Here is a 17,104-nt window from a genome sequence, read left to right on the forward strand (position 1 = left end):
TGCTCTGTGCCCGGAAAGAGATCTACAGATGACTGTCCGGTATGCCCGGAACGGGCTACTCTCCCCCGCACAGGCGTTGGGGGGACCTCCCCTGCCCGGTGCTCGTGGTCTGGGGCGCCGGTGAGGTAGCCCCGCGCGTCCCACCCGCAGCAGGAGCAACACCCCGAATGTCTCGCACTCAGGGCGCCCCCTCGCGCCGTCCCACCGACTCGACGCGGACCGCACGCCGACGCCGGCGCGGCTCCCGCAAGGTCAAGCTCGTCGCCGGGGCCATCCCGGTGGTGCTGGTGGCCGCCGGGCTGGCCATCGTGGTCGCCACCGGAGGGGTCGGGGCGGCGCTCAACACCGCCTCCGTGACCTGCCTCAACCCCACGACCGTGCGCGTGTCCACCACCGAGGAGTTCCTCCCGGTGGTGCGCAGGGTCGCCGACCAGGTCGCGACGGACACGAACAACGCGATCAGCTGCACGGTCTACGACATCAGCGCCGTCCCCCCGGCCGTCGCCGTCTCCCAGATCGCCGGGGACGGCAATGACCGTCCGGACGCCTGGGTGCCGGACTCCTCCGTCTGGGTGCAGCGCGTGGACGCCCAGCTGGGCGAGGACGCACCCCCCAAGCCGGTCATCGTCGCCCAGAGCCCCCTGGTCATCGCCGTGCCCCAGGACCGGGCGGCGCGATACGCGGGGGCGGGTGTCCCGTCGTGGCAGGAGCTGCTCGGTGGGGACTTGCCGGCCCAGATGAGCAACCCCGCCGACTCGACCACCGCCATGCTGGCGCTGACCACCGTCCGCAAGGCGCTGGGCGACTCGCCGGCCATGCAGCAGGACGTCGGTGGGGCGATGATCCGGTTGTCCCGCACCGCCGCCGACACCACCGACGACCTGTTCGCCCAGGCCGCCGAGAAGAAAGCCGCGGCGCCGGGCTTCCCTGCCAGCGAGCAGCAGGTCGTGCAGTACGACCTCCAGCACCCCGAGGCCCTGCTCGTGCCGGTGGTGCCGACGCCGAGCACCGGCCGCCTGGACTACCCGTTCGTCGCCCTGGCCACCGAGCACGACGCCGTGGGCAGGGCCGTGCTCGCCCTGCGCGACGGCCTGACCTCCGAGGCGGGCCACCGGGCGATCCGGGCAGCGGGCTTCCGCACCGCCGAGGGCACCGGCGGACCGACGCCGACTCCCGGCGTCCCCACGCCGGTGGTCCGGCTGCTGGCGGACCCGACCCTCAAGGAGGTCGACGCGGCGCTGAGCACCTGGAGCACCGTGTCCAAGGAGATGCGCATGATCGCGGTGATCGACGTCTCCGGCTCCATGACCGACAAGACCGGCGGCGCCAGCCGCATCTCGATCGCGCAGGGCGCCACCGACACCGCCCTGCGGATCTTCCCGCCCCGCTCGCAGGTCGGCCTCTGGGCCTTCGCCACCGACAAGGACGGCCCCGGCAAGGACTGGAAGGAGCTGGTCCCGCCCGGGGAGCTCAGCGCCCCCAGCACCACGGGCACCCAGCGTGACGCCCTGCTGCGCGCCAACGCCGGGATCAACGCCCTCGTGGGTGGCGACACCGGGCTCTACGACACCGTGCTCGCGGCCTACCAGCGGGTCAAACAGGGCTTCGACCCCACCCGGGTCAACTCCGTGGTGATCCTCACCGACGGACAGAACGACGACAAGAGCGGCCTGACGCTGGACCAGCTGCTGGCCAGGCTCAAGGCCCTGTCCGACCCGTCCCAGCCGATCGCGGTGATCACGGTCGGCATGGGCCCGAGCGCCGATGCCTCCGTGCTGGACAAGATCTCGCGCGCCACGGGCGGCAAGTCCTACATCGCCCGCCAGCCCTCGGACATCAAGACGGTCTTCGTGGAGGCGCTGCTCCAGCGCGGCTGCCGGCCCAGCTGCTGAGCTCCGGCGCAGCTTCGGGCCCTACGGCACCGCCGGGTGGGGCGCCACGCCCTCAGGGCTGGCGGTGCAGCACCATCGGCAGCACGACGGCGGCACCCGCCTGGCGCAGGTGCGCCGTCGTGACGGTGACCGCCCACTGCGTCGAGGTGGCGTCGACCACGAGCAGGACCGCCCGGCCGGCCACCGTTGCTGCCGTCTCGGGCGGCACCGAGACACCAGAGCGCCAGGCCGCCGCCTCCTGCGCCGACCCGAGGTCACGCCCGGGCCGCTCACCGTCGAGGTCCAGCGTCGCCCGGTCGAGCCGACCCACCGTCGCGAGGTGGTCGGCGACCTCGGTGGTGAGCCGCGACAGGCCGGCCGCCGGCAGGTCGACGACCACGTCCGGCCGGGCCGGCCACGACGTGCGCCAGGAGGACATGAGCCGCACGACCCCGTCGAGCACCTCCTGGGGCGCCGGCCCGTCGGTCCCGAACGACCCGGCCACCACCTCGCGCCACTCCGGTGCGTCGGCGTGGATGAGCACGCGCCCGGTCTGGGCCATCAGCGTCGGTGGGATGCGCCCCCGGGTGCCGAACGCCCCACCGGGCCACATCTTGCGCGGCTCCAGCTCATGCACCTGACCGCGCAGCAGCCCGGCCACGGCGGCCACCGTCTCGGGAGACGGCTCACCGGACAGCGAGTCCGGCAGCCTCCCCAGGCACACCGAGCAGTGCCCGCACGCGACCGCGCTGTCGTCGTCGAGTGACTCCTGGAGCAGCTGCATCAGGCACCGCTCCCCGCGCACGTAGGCCCGCATGATGTCGGCCTCGCGCCGTCGCGTGGCCACGATCCCGTCGTAGCGGGGCGCGTCGAAGGTCCACTCCCGCCCCGTCGCGACCCAGCCGCCCTCGACCCGGTCCACCGCCCCGTCGACGGCCAGCTGCTTGAGCATCAGCTCCACCCGCGAGCGCCGCAGCCCGGTCTCGGCCTCCAGCGCCGGCACGGACGCCGGTGCCGCCTCCTCCCCGGCAGGCAGCGCATCCAGCAGCTGCCGCATCTGCTCGGGATCGGGGATGGTCGCCGTCGCGAAGTAGTCCCACACCCCGGCGTCGGCGTCGGAGGGCAGCAGCGCGACCAGGGCGTGGTCGATGCCTCGCCCGGCACGCCCCACCTGCTGGTAGTAGGACACCGGCGAGGGCGGTGACCCCACGTGGACCACGAAGCCGAGGTCGGGCTTGTCGTAGCCCATGCCCAGCGCCGAGGTCGCCACGAGCGCCTTGAGCCGGTTGTCCCGCAGCGCGTCCTCGAGCCGCTCCCGCTCCCCCGCCTCCAGCCCCCCGGTGTAGGCCGCGACCGGCACCGCGTCGCCGTGGGCCTCGCGGATCGCCGCGGTGAGGCGCTCGGCGTCCGCCACGGTCAGGGTGTAGACGATCCCCGAGCCGGGCAGCACCGGCAGGTGGTCGACCACCCAGGCGTAGCGCTGCAGCGGGGTCAGCCGGTCGACCACGCTGAGCTGGAGGCTGGAGCGGGCCAGCGGGCCGCGCAGCACCAGGGTCGACTCGCCCAGCTGGGCCGAGACGTCGTCGGTGACGCGGGCGTTCGCGGTGGCCGTGGTGGCCAGCACCGGGGTGTCCGGGTTGAGGTCGCGCAGGACGTCGGAGACCCGACGGTAGTCGGGCCGGAAGTCGTGGCCCCAGTCCGAGACGGCGTGTGCCTCGTCGATGACCAGCAGCCCCAGCCGCCCGGCGAGCCGGTCGAGGACCCGGCGGCCGAAGCCGGGGTTGGCCAGGCGCTCGGGCGAGACGAGCAGCACGTCGAGCTCGTCGGCCAGCAGCGCCTGCTCGATGGAGGACCAGGCGTCGATGTTGGAGGAGTTCAGCGTCGCGGCCCGCAGCCCGGCGCGCCCGGCGGCGGCGACCTGGTCGCGCATGAGGGACAGCAGCGGCGAGACGACCAGCGTGGGCCCGGCGCCGTCATGGCGCCGGATTGCGGTGGCCGCCCAGTAGACGGCGGACTTGCCCCAGCCGGTCGCCTGCACGACGAGCACCCGCGACGCCGGCCGGGACAGCTCGGCGACGGCGGTGGCCTGGTCCTCGCGCAGGCGGGCGCCCTCGCCGGCCAGCGCGGTGATGACGCCGGCAGCGACGCGGTCGTGGTGGTCGGTCAGCGTGACGCTCATGCGCCCGACCCTACGGGCCGCCCCCGACGGGGCGGGTCAGCGGCCGACCCGGGTGGGCGCCCCCGCCGCTTCCTCGTCCTGCACCACGGCGCCACTGAACTGCGCGGCATACAGCCGGTGGTAGGCGCCCCCGGCGGCGAGCAGCTCCTGGTGCGTGCCCTGCTCGACGATCTGCCCCTCCTCCATGACGACGATGTGATCGGCGTCGCGGATGGTGGACAGCCGGTGGGCGACCACGAAGCTGGTCCGGCCGCGGCGCAGGTCGGCCATCGCGCGCTGGACCAGCGCCTCGGTGCGGGTGTCCACCGAGCTGGTTGCCTCGTCGAGGATGAGGATCGCCGGGTCGGCGAGGAACGCACGGGCGATGGTGAGCAGCTGCCGCTGCCCGGCGCTGACCCCGGCGCCCTCCTCGTCGATCACCGTGTCGTAGCCGTCGGGCAGGGTGCGCACGAAGTGGTCGACGTAGGCCGCCGTGGCCGCGTCCAGCACCTGCTCCGGCGTGGGGTCCTGCGCTCCGTAGGCGATGTTGTCCCGGATCGTGCCGTTGAACAGCCACGTGTCCTGCAGCACCATCCCGAACAGGTCGCGCAGGTCCTCCCGGCGCATGTCCCGGGTGTCGACGCCGTCGAGGGTGATCCGCCCGGCGTCGACGTCGTAGAAGCGCAGCAGGAGGTTGGCCAGCGTGGTCTTGCCGGCGCCGGTCGGTCCGACGATCGCGACGGTGTGCCCGGGCTCGGCGACCAGGTCGAGGTGCTCGATCAGCGGGGTGTCCGGCACGTAGCGGAAGGACACGTCCTCGAACGCGACCCGCCCGCGCACCTGCGACGGGACGACGGCCGGCGAGGGGTCGGGGCTCTGCTCGTCGGCGTCGAGCAGCTCGAAGACCCGCTCGGCCGAGGCGACCCCCGACTGCAGCAGGTTGGCCATCGAGGCCACTTGGGTCAGCGGCTGGCTGAACTGCCGGGAGTACTGGATGAACGCCTGCACGTCGCCGAGGCTGATCGCCCCGGAGGCCACCCGCAGGCCGCCGATCACCGCGACGAAGACGTAGTTGAGGTTGCCGATGAAGAACATCGCCGGCTGGATCAGGCCGGAGATGAACTGCGCCCGGAAGCTGGCCTCGTAGAGCTTGGCGTTCTCCGCCACGAACGTCTCGCGCGCCTCCCTGGTGCGGCCGAAGACCTTGACGATGGCGTGGCCGGTGTACATCTCCTCGACGTGGCCGTTGAGCCGCCCGGTGGAGGCCCACTGCTCGACGAACCGCGGCTGGGCCTGCTTGCCGATCCGCACGGTCACCAGCGCCGACAGGGGCACGGTGACGAGGGCGACGACGGCCAGCAGAGGGGAGACGACGAACATCATGGTGAGCACGCCGACGACGGTCAGCAGCGCGGTCAGCAGCTGGCTCATCGTCTGCTGCAGCGACTGGGCGATGTTGTCGATGTCGTTGGTGACCCGCGAGAGCACCTCGCCGCGGGGGCGCCCGTCGAACCACGCCAGGGGCAGCCGGGCGAACTTCTCCTCGACGTCGCGGCGCATGGCGAAGACGGTGCGCTGCACCACCAGCGTCGTGACCCGCCCCTGCAGCCAGGCCAGCACCGAGGCCAGCACGTAGATGACCAGCACCAGCTGCAGCACGTGCGCCAGCGCGGTGAAGTCCACGCCCTGACCGGGCACGACATCGACGCCCTGCAGCACGTCAGCCAGCCGCCCCTGACCCGTGGCCCGCAGCCGGGCGATCGCCTGGGCCTTGGTCACGCCCGCGGGCAGCCGCTCCCCCACCAGCCCGGCGAAGATGAGGTCGGTGGCCTTGCCGAGCACCCGCGGGCCGGTGACCGAGAGGGCGACGCTGACCACGCCGAGGCTGATCGCGGTGAACACGAGCGCCCGGTGCGAGCGCAGCGAGCGGACCAGCCGCAGCGACGAGCCCCGGAAGTCCAGCGCCTTGGCCGGCGGCCCACCCATCATCCCCATCGGGCCGCGCATCGGGCCCCGCATCGGCGGGGGCGACGGGCGGGACGCGGTGGTGGTCGTCGGCCCGCTCACGCGGCCTCCTCCTCGGTCAGCTGGGACAGGACGATCTCGCGGTATGTCGGGCAGCTCGCCATCAGCTCGCGGTGCGTGCCGGCGCCGACGACCCGGCCCTCGTCGAGGACCACGATCCGGTCGGCGTCGCGGATGGTGCTGATCCGCTGGGCCACGGTGATGACGGCGGAGTCACGGGTGACCGGGCGCAACGCAGCGCGCAGGGCGGCGTCGGTGGCGTAGTCGAGCGCCGAGAAGCAGTCGTCGAAGAGGTAGAGCGCCGGCCGGCGGACCACGGCGCGGGCGATGGCCAGGCGCTGGCGCTGCCCGCCGGAGACGTTGCCGCCGCCCTGGGCGATGGACGCCTCGAGCCCGCCGAGCCGCTCGACGAAGTCGCGGGCCTGGGCGATCTCCAGGGCCTCCCACAGCTCCTCGTCGGTCGCGTCCGGCTTGCCGTAGCGCAGGTTGGAGGCCACCGTCCCGGCGAACAGGTAGGCGCGCTGGGGCACCAGCCCGATCCCGGCCCACAGCTCCTCCGGGTCGAGGTCGCGCACGTCGACCCCGCCGACGAGCACCTGCCCGCTGCTGACGTCGACCAGCCGCGGGATGAGGTTGAGCAGGGTGGTCTTGCCACTGCCGGTGGAGCCGACGATGGCGGTGGTCTCCCCCGGCCGGGCCACCAGGTCGGCGGCATGCAGCACCGGCTCCTGCGCGCCGGGGTAGGCGAAGGTGGCCGCGCGCAGCTCGACGGTCCCGCTCACCTCGGGGCGGGTGACCGGGCGCTCCGGCGCGCGCACGCTCGGCTCGGTGTCGAGGACCTCGGTGATCCGGTCGGCGCAGACCTCGGCGCGCGGGACGAGGACGAACATGAACGTCGCCATCATCACCGCCATGAGGATCTGCATGAGGTAGCTGAGGAACGCCGTCATCGTGCCGATCTGCATCTGCCCGGCGGCGATGCGGTGCCCGCCGAACCAGATCACGGCGACGCTGGAGACGTTCATGACCAGCAGCACGGTGGGGAACATCAGCGCCATGAGCCGGCCGACCTGGACCGAGACGTCCATGAGCGAGTCGTTGGCCCGGCCGAAGCGCTCCCGCTCGTGGGTGTCGCGCACGAACGCGCGGATGACCCGGACACCGGCGATCTGCTCGCGCAGCACCCGGTTGATCACGTCGATGCGCACCTGCATGGAGCGGAACAGCGGGCGCATCCGCCGGATGATCAGCACCACCGCCACGACCAGCGCCGGCACCGAGACCAGCAGCAGCGCCGACAGGTGCACGTCCTGGCGCAGCGCCAGGATCACGCCGCCGACGCACATGATCGGCGCGGCGACCATGATCGTGAACGAGAGCAGCACGACCATCTGCACCTGCTGCACGTCGTTGGTGGAGCGGGTGATCAGCGAGGGGGCGCCGAAGCGGCCGACCTCCTGGGCCGCGAAACGCTCCACCGAGACGAACACCGCCTCGCGCAGGTCCCGGCCCAGGGCCATCGCGGTGCGGGCGCCGAAGTAGACCGCGAACGCCGAGGCGATGACCTGGCCGACGGTGACGGCCAGCATGACGGCGCCGATGGACAGGATCCTGCCGGTGTCGCCGACGACCACGCCCTGGTCGATGATGTCGGCGTTGAGGCCCGGCAGGTACAGCGTGGCGACCGTCTGGACCAGCTGGAACAGCACCACCAGCGTGATGGCACCCCGGTAGGGCCGCAGGTAGGTGCGCAGCAGCGGGAGAAGCACGAGACCTCCGGATGTCGTCGGCCGGCGGCTCCCCTGGCGGCGCACGCGACCGACACGACGCTAACCCGGCGAGGCCACCACCTCAGGTGACAAACGTCAGGATCGCACCCCCGGCCGGGGTCAGGGGCGGGCTTCGCGACGCCCGCGGGCGTCGGCGTCGTCACGCGCCGCGGCCTCCTCCGGCGTCGGCGCGGTGCCCCCGAGCCGGGCGGGCAGGAACCTCAGGTCGGCGCCGGTCAGCGGGGGGTAGCTCTCCTGCGCCGCGTGCAGCAGCGCGGTCATCCGCTCGCGCACCTGCCGGTTGACCTCCTCCGGGTCCACCCCGCGGGGGACGTCCACAGGCTCGCCCACGGCGATCGAGATCGGGATGTTGCTGCGCCCGAAGCGCGGCTTCTCTCCCTTGGTCCAGACCCGCTGGGAGCCCCACAGCACGGTCGGCAGGATCGGCACCCCGGCCGCCTTGGCCATCCGCACGGCCCCGCTCTTGAACTCCTTGAGCTCGAAGGAGCGCGAGATCGTCGCCTCGGGGAAGACGCCCACGACCTCGCCGGCCTTGAGCTCCTGCACGGCGGCCCGGAACGAGGCGGCACCGGCCTCGCGGTCGACCGGGATGTGCCCCATCCCGCGCATCAGCGGGCCGCCGACCGGGTGCCGGAACACCGACTCCTTGGCCATGAACCGCACCTTGCGCCCGGACGGGATCGCGGCCAGCCCGGCGTACGCGAAGTCGAAGAAGGACAGGTGGTTGATCATCATGACCGCACCACCGGTGCGGGGGATGTTCTCCTGGCCCGTGATCCGGAACCGGAGCCCCTGGAACGCGAAGAGGGCGCGGGCGAACCCGATGACAGGGGTGTAGACCGGCTCCATGGCGCAACGGTAGAGGGTCCACGCCGTCCCCGGCATGCCGGCCGCCCCACCGGGGCGGTTCGCCGCCCTGTATGCCGGGTCGCCGGGGTGTGCGCGCGCCCTCAGCGGGCGCGCACCACCTCCTCGCCGGTCCGGCGCTGCACCACCCGCCAGCCGACCCGCTGCACGACCAGGGTGATGACGCCGGCGAGGACCATCCCGGTGAGGTTGACCGCGAGCTGCAGCGCCGAGCCGCGGATCTCCGCCACCTCCCACAGCGCGAGGGCGAGCGCGAGGTTGCCCGCCGCCGGGACGGTCGTCACCGAGATGAAGACGCCGACCAGGGCCGAGGACTTGCCCGAGGTCACGGACAGGACGCCGGCGAAGCCCGCGAGCAGCGCGACGACGAACGACCAGCGGTCGGGCTGCCAGATGAAGCCGGTCAGCGGCCGCGGCCTGGTCACGGTGGACGGGTCGATCCAGCCCAGCCCGCGGGCCACCAGGGCCAGCGCCGCCACGACGAGGATGGCGAAGCAGAACGAGCGCGCGAGCAGCGACAGCGAGCGCGGGAGCAGCCCCCACTGGCGCAGGACGATGCCGGTGGCGATGGCCGCCACCGGGCCGAACTCCGGCCCGACCACCATCGCCCCGACGACCAGGATCGAGGAGTCGGTGATGACGGCGATCGCCGCGAGGGCGGTGGCCAGGGTGAGGAAGGCGTAGAAGGAGACCGAGCCGCGGCTGTCCGACCAGGCCCGCTCCTCGACCATCCGCCAGACGACCCCGTCGTCGGGGCTCCCCGGCGCGGCGGCCTCGGCCTCGCGGGCCCGGCGGTAGGGCGAGGCGGTCACCTCCGAGACGCTCATCGCGCCGTGGCGGCCCAGGCCCAGCGCGTCGAGGCGGCCGAGCATCTCCCCAGCGGCCTCGCGCGGCACGTCGGCCAGCACCGCGTCGCCGGCGGGCTCGACCGCCGCGCCCGGCAGCACGACGAGGTTGGTGACCCGCTCGTCGGACTCGAGCAGCTCGCGGACCTGCGCGGTCAGGGCGGGCGGCACCGCCAGGCGCAGGTTCAGCAGCATCGGGGGCCACCACACGGCATACCGGTCATGGGTGACACCTCACCACACCGGACCACCCGCGTGAGCAGTTGCATAGGTTCCCTATGTATTATCGGGGCCGTGTCCTCCCCCTCCCTCGGCGACGAGCTGCTGAGCGTCGTCGCGCGCCTCAACCGCTGGGCCAGCCGCCTGGCCGTCTTCGACGTGCCGCCGGCGCAGGCCCGCCTGCTTGCCCAGCTCGACGAGCTCGGACCGGCCCGTGTCGGCGACCTCGCCCAGGCCGACCACACCAGCCAGCCGACGATGTCGGCCCAGGTGGGCCGGCTCGAGGCGCGCGGCTGGGTGCAGCGCTCCGCCGACCCCGCTGACGCCCGCGCCTCGCTGATCGCCCTGTCCCCCCTGGGCGCCGAGACGCTCGCGTCGGTGCGCCGCGCCCGCGGCGCCGTGGTGGCCCCGGTGGTCGAGCAGCTCGCCGAGGCCGACCGCGGTCGGCTCGAGGACGCCGTGGCGGTGCTGCGCGAGCTGCTGGCCACTGCCGAGGCCGCCGAGGACCCTTCTCCCGCAACGAAAGGACAGTGACGTGTGGCGTCAACCCAAACCTGTGTGGGCCGTGGCCTTCGCGTGTGTCATCGCCTTCATGGGCATCGGCCTGGTCGACCCGATCCTGAAGTCCATCGGTGACCAGCTCGGCGCCTCGCCGTCCCAGGTCTCGCTGCTGTTCACCAGCTACATGGTCGTCATGGGCGTCGCCATGCTCATCACCGGCTTCGTCTCCAGCCGCATCGGCGCCAAGCGCACCCTGCTCATCGGCCTGCTCATCATCATCGTCGGCGCCGGGCTGGCCGGGACCCAGGACACCGTCGGCGGGATCGTGACCTTCCGCGCCGTCTGGGGCCTGGGCAACGCCCTGTTCATCGCCACCGCGCTGGCCACGATCGTCAAGGCCGCCCGCGGCTCGGTCGGGCAGGCGATCATCCTCTACGAGGCGGCGCTGGGCCTGGGCATCGCCGCCGGCCCGCTGCTGGGCGGGGTGCTCGGCGGCATCTCCTGGCGCGGCCCGTTCTTCGGCGTCTCGGCGCTCATGGCGGTCGCCTTCGTCGCCACCGCGTTCGTGCTGCCGGCCACCCCGCGGGCCGAGCGGGCCACCTCGATCACCGAGCCGTTCAAGGCCCTGCGGCACAAGGGACTCCTCGTGGTGGCCCTGACCTCCCTGCTCTACAACTTCGGCTTCTTCACCCTGCTGGCGTTCACCCCCTTCCCGCTGGACATGGGCCCGCACCAGGTCGGCCTGATCTTCTTCGGCTGGGGCCTGCTGCTGGCGTTCACCTCCGTGGTCGTCGCCCCGCGGCTGCAGCGGCGCTTCGGCACCATCCCCTCGGTCGTCGGCGCCCTGAGCGGCTTCGCCGCGACGCTGGTCGTCATGGCGGTGTGGACCGGTGACAAGGCCGTCCTCGCGACCTGCGTCGTCGTCGCCGGGGCGTTCCTCGGCGTCAACAACACCCTCATCACCGAGACGGTCATGAAGGCCGCCCCGGTCGAGCGCGGCGTGGCCTCGGCCGCCTACAGCTTCGTGCGCTTCGCCGGTGGCGCCGTCGCCCCGTGGCTGGCCGGCAAGCTCGGCGAGTCCTACGGCGTGCACGTGCCCTTCTGGCTGGGTGCCGTCGCGGTGGCCCTGGGCGTGATCCTGCTGAGCTCCGGTCGCCGGCTGCTGGCCCACGTCGACGCCGAGCCCGGGCACGGCGCGCCGGCCAGCCACAGCGAGGACGAGGCCGAGCTGGTCACGGTCGCCGACGCCTGAGGCGCCCGAGCGCCTAGGCTTCGGGCGTGCTCGAACACATCACCGCGACGCGCTACGTCACTCCGCTGCGCGAGGGCGGGTCGCTCCCCGGCATCGTCGAGGGTGACGACTGCGGCACCTGGGTCCTGAAGTTCCGTGGCGCGGGACAGGGCCTGAAGGTGCTCGTCGCCGAGGTGGTCGTGGGCGAGCTCGCCCGGCGCCTGGGGCTGCGCGTGCCCGAGATGAAGGCCGTCGAGCTCGACGCCCAGATCGCCAAGTACGAGGCGGACGAGGAGGTCCAGGACCTGCTCACCGCGAGCATCGGGCTCAACCTCGGGGTCGACTTCCTGCCCGGATCCTTCGGCTACGACGGCTCCCAGCCGCCCCCGCCGGAGGAGGCCGCCCGGATCGTGTGGCTGGACGCCTTCACCGCCAACGTCGACCGCACCTGGAGCAACCCCAACCTGCTCGTCTGGCACCACCAGGCGTGGTGCATCGACCACGGCGCGGCGCTGTACTTCCACCACTCGTGGCCGGGCAACGGCTCCAACCCGGATCGCTTTGCGGCACAAGGCTTCGACGCGAGCAAGCACGTCCTGCTCGACGTCGCCGGCGACGTGACGGCCGCCCACGCCGAGCTGGCACCCCGGGTCGACGAGGCGCTGCTGGAGGAGGTGCTGGACCAGGTGCCCGACCCCTGGCTGGAGCCGGCACCGGGGCTGGCGGACCCGGGGGCCGTCCGCGCGGCATACCGGGACAACCTGCTGGCGCGCGTGGCCAACCCGGCCGCCTGGCTGCCCGGGGGTGCCCGGTGAGCGCGGGGATGGTCGGCTACCAGTACGTCACCCTGCGCTGCGTGCCGCGGGTGGACCGCGAGGAGTTCCTCAACGTCGGCGTGGTGCTCTACAGCCAGGCCGCGGACTTCCTCGAGGGCGCCTTCGACCTCGACCGGGACCGGCTGCGGGCCGCCTTCCCCGACCTCGAGCTCGACGCCGTCGACGCCTCGCTGGAGGCCATCTGCCGGGTCTGCCGGGGCGAGCCGGGTGTGGGGCTTCCCACACTCGACAAGCCGGGGCAGCGCTTCGGCTGGCTCAGTGCCCCACGCAGCACGGTGATCCAGCCCGGACCGGTGCACGGCGGGCTCACGAAGGACCCGTCGGACGAGCTCCACCGGCTGGTTCGTGCGCTCGTGAATTAGGGCTGCCACCAGGGTCGTTGTTACCGTTTTGGCCCGTGACTGCCACGACCAACCCCCCTGCAGAGACCCGCGCAGAGGGCCGCACCTTCTTCGGCCACCCACAAGGCCTGGCCACCCTGTTCAGCACCGAGCTGTGGGAGCGGTTCAGCTACTACGGCATGCGGGCCATCCTGCTGCTGTACCTGACCGCCAAGCTCAAGGAAGGCGGCCTCGGCCTCGATGCGAGCCTCGGTGAGGCCGTCGTCTCCGTCTACGGAGCCTCGGTCTACCTGCTCTCCGTCGTCGGTGGCTGGCTCGCCGACCGCGTGCTCGGCGCCCGCAAGACCACCCTCATCGGCGCGCTCGTCATCATCAGCGGCCACCTGAGCCTGTCCATCCCGACGCCGGCGCTGTCCTACCTGGGCATCGTGCTCGTCGCCCTCGGCTCGGGCATCTTCAAGCCCAACGTCTCGACCATGGTCGGCGGGCTCTACAGCGAGGACGACTCGCGTCGCACCTCGGCGTTCTCGATCTTCTACATGGGCATCAACATCGGTGCCCTCGTGAGCCCGTGGGTGGTGGGCTGGCTGCGTGCCCACTGGGGCTTCCACGCCGGCTTCGCCGCCGCCGCCGTCGGCATGGGCCTGGCCCTGGTCGCGTGGTTCTGGGGCCGCCGGGCCCTGGGCGACGTCGGCCTGGCGGCACCCAACCCGGTCCGCGAGGACGAGCAGGGCGGCCTGGCCCGGCTCGCCGCCTACGTGCTCGCCGGTGTCGCCGCGGCCATGGTCATCGCGACCGTCGTCAACGACGGCAGCTTCGGCCTGGAGACGATGGTCGACGCCATCTCCTACATCGCCCTGGTCGCGCCGATCGTGTTCTTCCTGGTGATGTACCGCAGCCCCAAGGTGGAGACGCACGAGAAGCGCCGGCTGCTGGCCTACATCCCGCTGTTCGTCGCCGCGATGCTCTTCTTCATGCTCTTCGAGCAGGCCAGCACCACGCTGACGACGTTCGCGGCCGACCGCACCCAGCTGCAGGTCTTCGGGGCGCACATCTCCCCGGAGTTCTTCCAGTCGGTCAACCCGTTCGCGATCATCCTGCTGACCCCGGTGTTCGCCGCCCTGTGGCTGCGCCGCGGTGAGCGGTCCCCGCACCTCGGCGGGAAGTTCGCCATCGGCCTGGCGTTCGCCGGCGCGTCCTTCGCCATCATGGCGGCGGCCTCGTACCTCACCGGCGACGGCAAGGCCTCACCGTTCTGGCTGATCGTCGTCTACGTCGTGCAGACCGTCGGCGAGCTGTGCCTGTCGCCGGTCGGCCTGGCCGCGACCACACTGCTCGCGCCGAAGGCGTTCCGCAGCCAGACGATGGCCCTGTGGTTCCTCGCCCCGGCGGCGGGCCAGGCCATCACCGCCCAGGTGGTGCAGGCGACCTCGGGGGCCAGCGACACGGCATACTTCGGCGGCCTCGCCGTGGTGACGCTGGCGTTCGCGGCCGTCCTCGCCGGCCTGGCCGGCTGGGTCCACCGCGAGAGCGGCCACTGACGCTCCACTCCCCACACGTGCCGGGGGCGGCGCGGGCGGTTAAGGTCCGAAGCATGAACCTTGACCGTCCCGTCGCCCCCGACCCGTACTCGCTGCTGCCCCAGGTGCCCGCGATGGCCGTCAGCAGCGCCGACTTCATCGACGGCAACGCCCTGCCCGACGCCCAGGTGTTCAACGACTGGGGCTTCACCGGCGGCAACACCTCGCCGCAGCTGACCTGGTCCGACGCCCCCGAGGGCACGAAGGGCTTCGCCGTCACCTGCTTCGACCCCGACGCGCCGACCCCCTCCGGCTTCTGGCACTGGATCGTCCTGGGCATCCCCGCCTCGGTCACCTCGCTGGACGCAGGCGCCGGCGCCGAGGGCGACGCCGCCCTGCCCGACGGCGCCTTCCACGTGCGCAACGACTACGGCAACAAGGCGTATGACGGTGCGGCGCCGCCCCAGGGCGACCACAACCACCGCTACCTGTACGCCGTGCACGCCCTGGACACCGACGACCTGGGCCTGGACGCCTCGGTCTCCCCGGCCGTGGCCGCGTTCACCATGGGCGGACACACCCTCGCGCGGGGCGTCCTCACCGGCACCTACCGCTGGTGACCCCGCCGGGGCTGCAGTACCTGCCGGCCCTGTCGCACCTCGACCTGATCGCCCGCCCGGTCGCGGAGACGCTCCGCGGCTGGGCGCACGGCGGCCAGGTCGAGGTGGTCTCCATCGACCCGTCGGTGTCCGACACCGCCGCCCTGGTCGAGGCCACCGGCATGGCGCTGGAGGACTGCGCCAACTGCGTGGTGGTCGGCGGCCGCCGGGCCGGGGAGGAACGCGTGGCCGCCTGCGTCGTGCTCGCCACGACCCGCGCCGACGTCAACACCACCGTCCGGGGGCTGCTCGATGTCCGCAAGGCCAGCTTCCTGGCCATGGAGGACGCCGTGGAGCGCACCGGCATGGAGTACGGCGCGATCACGCCGGTCGGGCTGCCGGCCTCCTGGGCGGTGTACGTTGACGCGCGGGTGCTCGAGCGCGAGCACGTCGTGATCGGCGCGGGGGTGCGCGCCGCCAAGCTGAGGGTGCCCGGCCCGTTGATGGCCGAGCTGCCCGGTGTCGAGATCGTGGAGGGGCTGGCTCGCTGACCAGCACCGGAGAGCGCCTCAGCGAGCGGGTGGGCGCAGCGCCCAGAAGGCGACGGCGCTGGCGGCGGCCACGTTGAGGGAGTCCACTCCCCCGGCCATCGGGATCTTCACGACCACGTCGGCCGCCTCGAGCACCCGGCGCGAGATCCCGTCGCCCTCGGTGCCGAGCACCAGGGCCAGCCGCTCCGGCGGGTCGGCGGCCAGGTCGTCCAGGCTCACGGCGTCATCGCTCAGCGCAAACGCTGCGACGCTGAACCCGTTGTCCCGCAACACCTCCACCCCGCCCGGCCACGGGTCGATGCGGGTCCACGGCACCTGGAACACCGTGCCCATCGACACGCGCACGCTGCGCCGGTACAGCGGGTCGGCGCAGCGGGGCGTCACCAGCACCGCGTCGACGCCGAGGGCCGCTGCGCTGCGGAACGCGGCACCGACGTTGGTGTGGTCGACGATGTCTTCGAGCACCGCGACCCGGGTGGCGCCCCGCAGGATCGCCTCCGGCGGCACCAGCTCGGGCCGCTGCATCGAGGCCAGCGCCCCGCGGTGCAGGTGGAAGCCGGTCATCGCCTCGATGACGTCGTGCTCGCCGACGTAGACCGGCACCTCTTCGCGTCCGGCCTGCTCGACCAGGTCGGACAGGTCCGCCAGCCAGCGCTCGGCCATGAGGTAGGACCGCGGTCGGTGCCCGGCGGCCAGCGCCCGGCGGATGACCTTCTCGCTCTCAGCGATGTACAGCCCGCGCTCGGGCTCGGTGCGCCGGCGCAGCGCGACGTCGGTGAGCCCGAAGTAGTCCTGCAGCCGTTCGTCCTTCGGGTCCTCGATCCGCGTCACCACGGGCGCAAGGCTACTGCTCAGCTGAAGAACACCATCCGCACGATGGCCACGACGCCGATGACGACGATGAGCCCGCGCAGCACGCGGGGCGAGAGCCGCCGCCCGACGTGGGCACCCACCCAGCCGCCGCCCAGCGACCCGAGCGCGATCAGCCCGGCGACGGCCCAGTCGACCTTGTCGCGCGCGACGAGGATGAAGGTCACCGCCGCGACGGCGTTGACGATCGTGCCGAGCACGTTCTTGAAGCCGTTGATCCGTTGCAGCGACTCGGTCATGAGGACGCTCATGATCCCCACGAGCAGCACGCCCTGGGCCGCGCCGAAGTAGCCGCCGTAGACCCCCGCGACGAAGACCCCGCCGAGCAGCAACGCGGTGGCGCCGCCAGTGCGCCGCCCGGTGTCGGTATGCCGGGCTGCCGCCTTCGCCTGCAGCCACGGGCCTGCGAGCACCAGCACGAGGGCCAGCGCGATGAGGACCGGGACGATCGCCGCGAACGCCTGCGGCGGCAGGACCAGGAGCAGTGCCGCACCGGTGACGGCCCCGAGCAGGGAGGCCGGAGCCAGGCGCCGCAGGGCGTGACCCTGGCCGTCGAGCTCGGCGCGGTAGCCGTGGATGCCGGTGAGCCCGCCGGCCACCAGGCCGACGGTGTTGGAGATGTTGGCGACCACCGGCGCGTAGCCGAAGAAGAGCAGGGTGGGGAACGTGATCAGCGTGCCCGAGCCCACGATCGTGTTGATCGTGCCCGCGGCGAGGCCGGCGAGCAGGATGGCGACCACCTCGAACACGGACACCCGGTCACCCTAGCGACGGGTGACCGGGTGCCTGGTGCAGGGCCGCCGGCGCGGCGGCCGCGGCGACTACGGTCGCGGCTCCCCGCCCGGCAGGTCGGTCGGGAAGGCCGGGGGCTCGGGCGCCA

Annotated in this window: 15 protein-coding genes; 8 read left to right on the top strand and 7 right to left on the bottom strand. The window is 72.9% G+C overall.

The window, feature by feature from the left end; all coding sequences use genetic code 11:
- The first annotated feature begins 167 nt into the window (after positions 1-167).
- Entirely contained in the window at positions 168-1,892 is a 1,725-nt protein-coding gene (locus tag VF825_RS13195) for a substrate-binding domain-containing protein (RefSeq protein ID WP_331114018.1), read from the top strand.
- A gap of 52 nt (positions 1,893-1,944) precedes the next feature.
- Here the strand turns inward: VF825_RS13195 and VF825_RS13200 are convergent, their stop codons facing one another.
- From VF825_RS13200 to VF825_RS13220, 5 genes are all read right to left on the bottom strand, one after another.
- Positions 1,945-4,050 (bottom strand): DEAD/DEAH box helicase, encoded by a 2,106-nt coding sequence (locus tag VF825_RS13200; protein ID WP_331114020.1) that lies wholly within the window; start codon positions 4,048-4,050, stop codon positions 1,945-1,947.
- Positions 4,051-4,086: 36 nt separating this feature from the next.
- Entirely contained in the window at positions 4,087-6,048 is a 1,962-nt protein-coding gene (locus VF825_RS13205) for an ABC transporter ATP-binding protein (RefSeq protein WP_331114046.1), read from the bottom strand.
- 44 nt (positions 6,049-6,092) lie between these two features.
- The gene (locus tag VF825_RS13210) at positions 6,093-7,823 is read right to left on the bottom strand and encodes an ABC transporter ATP-binding protein (protein ID WP_331114021.1); all 1,731 of its coding nucleotides are present in this window, start codon (positions 7,821-7,823) and stop codon (positions 6,093-6,095) included.
- A gap of 120 nt (positions 7,824-7,943) precedes the next feature.
- The gene (locus tag VF825_RS13215; RefSeq protein WP_331114023.1) at positions 7,944-8,693 is read right to left on the bottom strand and encodes a lysophospholipid acyltransferase family protein; all 750 of its coding nucleotides are present in this window, start codon (positions 8,691-8,693) and stop codon (positions 7,944-7,946) included.
- Between the two features lie 101 nt (positions 8,694-8,794).
- Positions 8,795-9,751: a DUF389 domain-containing protein gene (locus VF825_RS13220; protein ID WP_331114025.1), complete on the bottom strand. Its 957-nt coding sequence runs from the start codon at positions 9,749-9,751 to the stop codon at positions 8,795-8,797.
- A gap of 99 nt (positions 9,752-9,850) precedes the next feature.
- On the opposite strand from VF825_RS13220, the gene VF825_RS13225 reads away from it, so the two are divergent.
- Genes VF825_RS13225 through VF825_RS13255 form a run of 7 tightly spaced genes read left to right on the top strand, consistent with a single transcriptional unit; the run spans position 9,851 to position 15,354 of the window.
- Positions 9,851-10,309: a MarR family winged helix-turn-helix transcriptional regulator gene (locus VF825_RS13225; protein WP_331114027.1), complete on the top strand. Its 459-nt coding sequence runs from the start codon at positions 9,851-9,853 to the stop codon at positions 10,307-10,309.
- Between the two features lie 31 nt (positions 10,310-10,340).
- Positions 10,341-11,528 (top strand): MFS transporter, encoded by a 1,188-nt coding sequence (locus VF825_RS13230; protein ID WP_331114029.1) that lies wholly within the window; start codon positions 10,341-10,343, stop codon positions 11,526-11,528.
- A gap of 26 nt (positions 11,529-11,554) precedes the next feature.
- Positions 11,555-12,322 (top strand): HipA family kinase, encoded by a 768-nt coding sequence (locus VF825_RS13235; RefSeq protein WP_331114031.1) that lies wholly within the window; start codon positions 11,555-11,557, stop codon positions 12,320-12,322.
- Positions 12,319-12,705 (top strand): DUF3037 domain-containing protein, encoded by a 387-nt coding sequence (locus tag VF825_RS13240; RefSeq protein ID WP_331114033.1) that lies wholly within the window; start codon positions 12,319-12,321, stop codon positions 12,703-12,705. The genes VF825_RS13235 and VF825_RS13240 overlap by 4 nt, the downstream gene beginning before the upstream one ends.
- Before the next feature lie 35 nt (positions 12,706-12,740).
- A complete protein-coding gene (locus VF825_RS13245) occupies positions 12,741-14,225 on the top strand; it encodes an oligopeptide:H+ symporter (RefSeq protein ID WP_331114035.1) in 1,485 nt (494 codons plus the stop codon).
- Positions 14,226-14,278: 53 nt separating this feature from the next.
- Positions 14,279-14,824, top strand: a complete 546-nt coding sequence (locus tag VF825_RS13250) for a YbhB/YbcL family Raf kinase inhibitor-like protein (protein ID WP_331114038.1) — start codon at positions 14,279-14,281, stop codon at positions 14,822-14,824.
- Positions 14,821-15,354: a YbaK/EbsC family protein gene (locus VF825_RS13255; protein WP_331114040.1), complete on the top strand. Its 534-nt coding sequence runs from the start codon at positions 14,821-14,823 to the stop codon at positions 15,352-15,354. Before VF825_RS13250 ends, VF825_RS13255 begins: the two co-directional genes overlap by 4 nt.
- A gap of 18 nt (positions 15,355-15,372) precedes the next feature.
- On the opposite strand, the gene VF825_RS13260 is transcribed toward VF825_RS13255, so the two are convergent.
- Together VF825_RS13260 and VF825_RS13265 are read right to left on the bottom strand one after the other, a co-directional pair.
- Positions 15,373-16,188: an RNA methyltransferase gene (locus VF825_RS13260; RefSeq protein WP_331114042.1), complete on the bottom strand. Its 816-nt coding sequence runs from the start codon at positions 16,186-16,188 to the stop codon at positions 15,373-15,375.
- A 17-nt stretch (positions 16,189-16,205) separates the two neighbouring features.
- Complete coding sequence (locus VF825_RS13265) at positions 16,206-16,979, bottom strand: sulfite exporter TauE/SafE family protein (RefSeq protein ID WP_331114044.1); 774 nt, start codon at positions 16,977-16,979, stop codon at positions 16,206-16,208.
- Positions 16,980-17,104 lie beyond the last annotated feature (125 nt).

The organism is Oryzihumus sp. (assembly GCF_036391795.1).
Taxonomy (GTDB): domain Bacteria; phylum Actinomycetota; class Actinomycetes; order Actinomycetales; family Dermatophilaceae; genus Oryzihumus.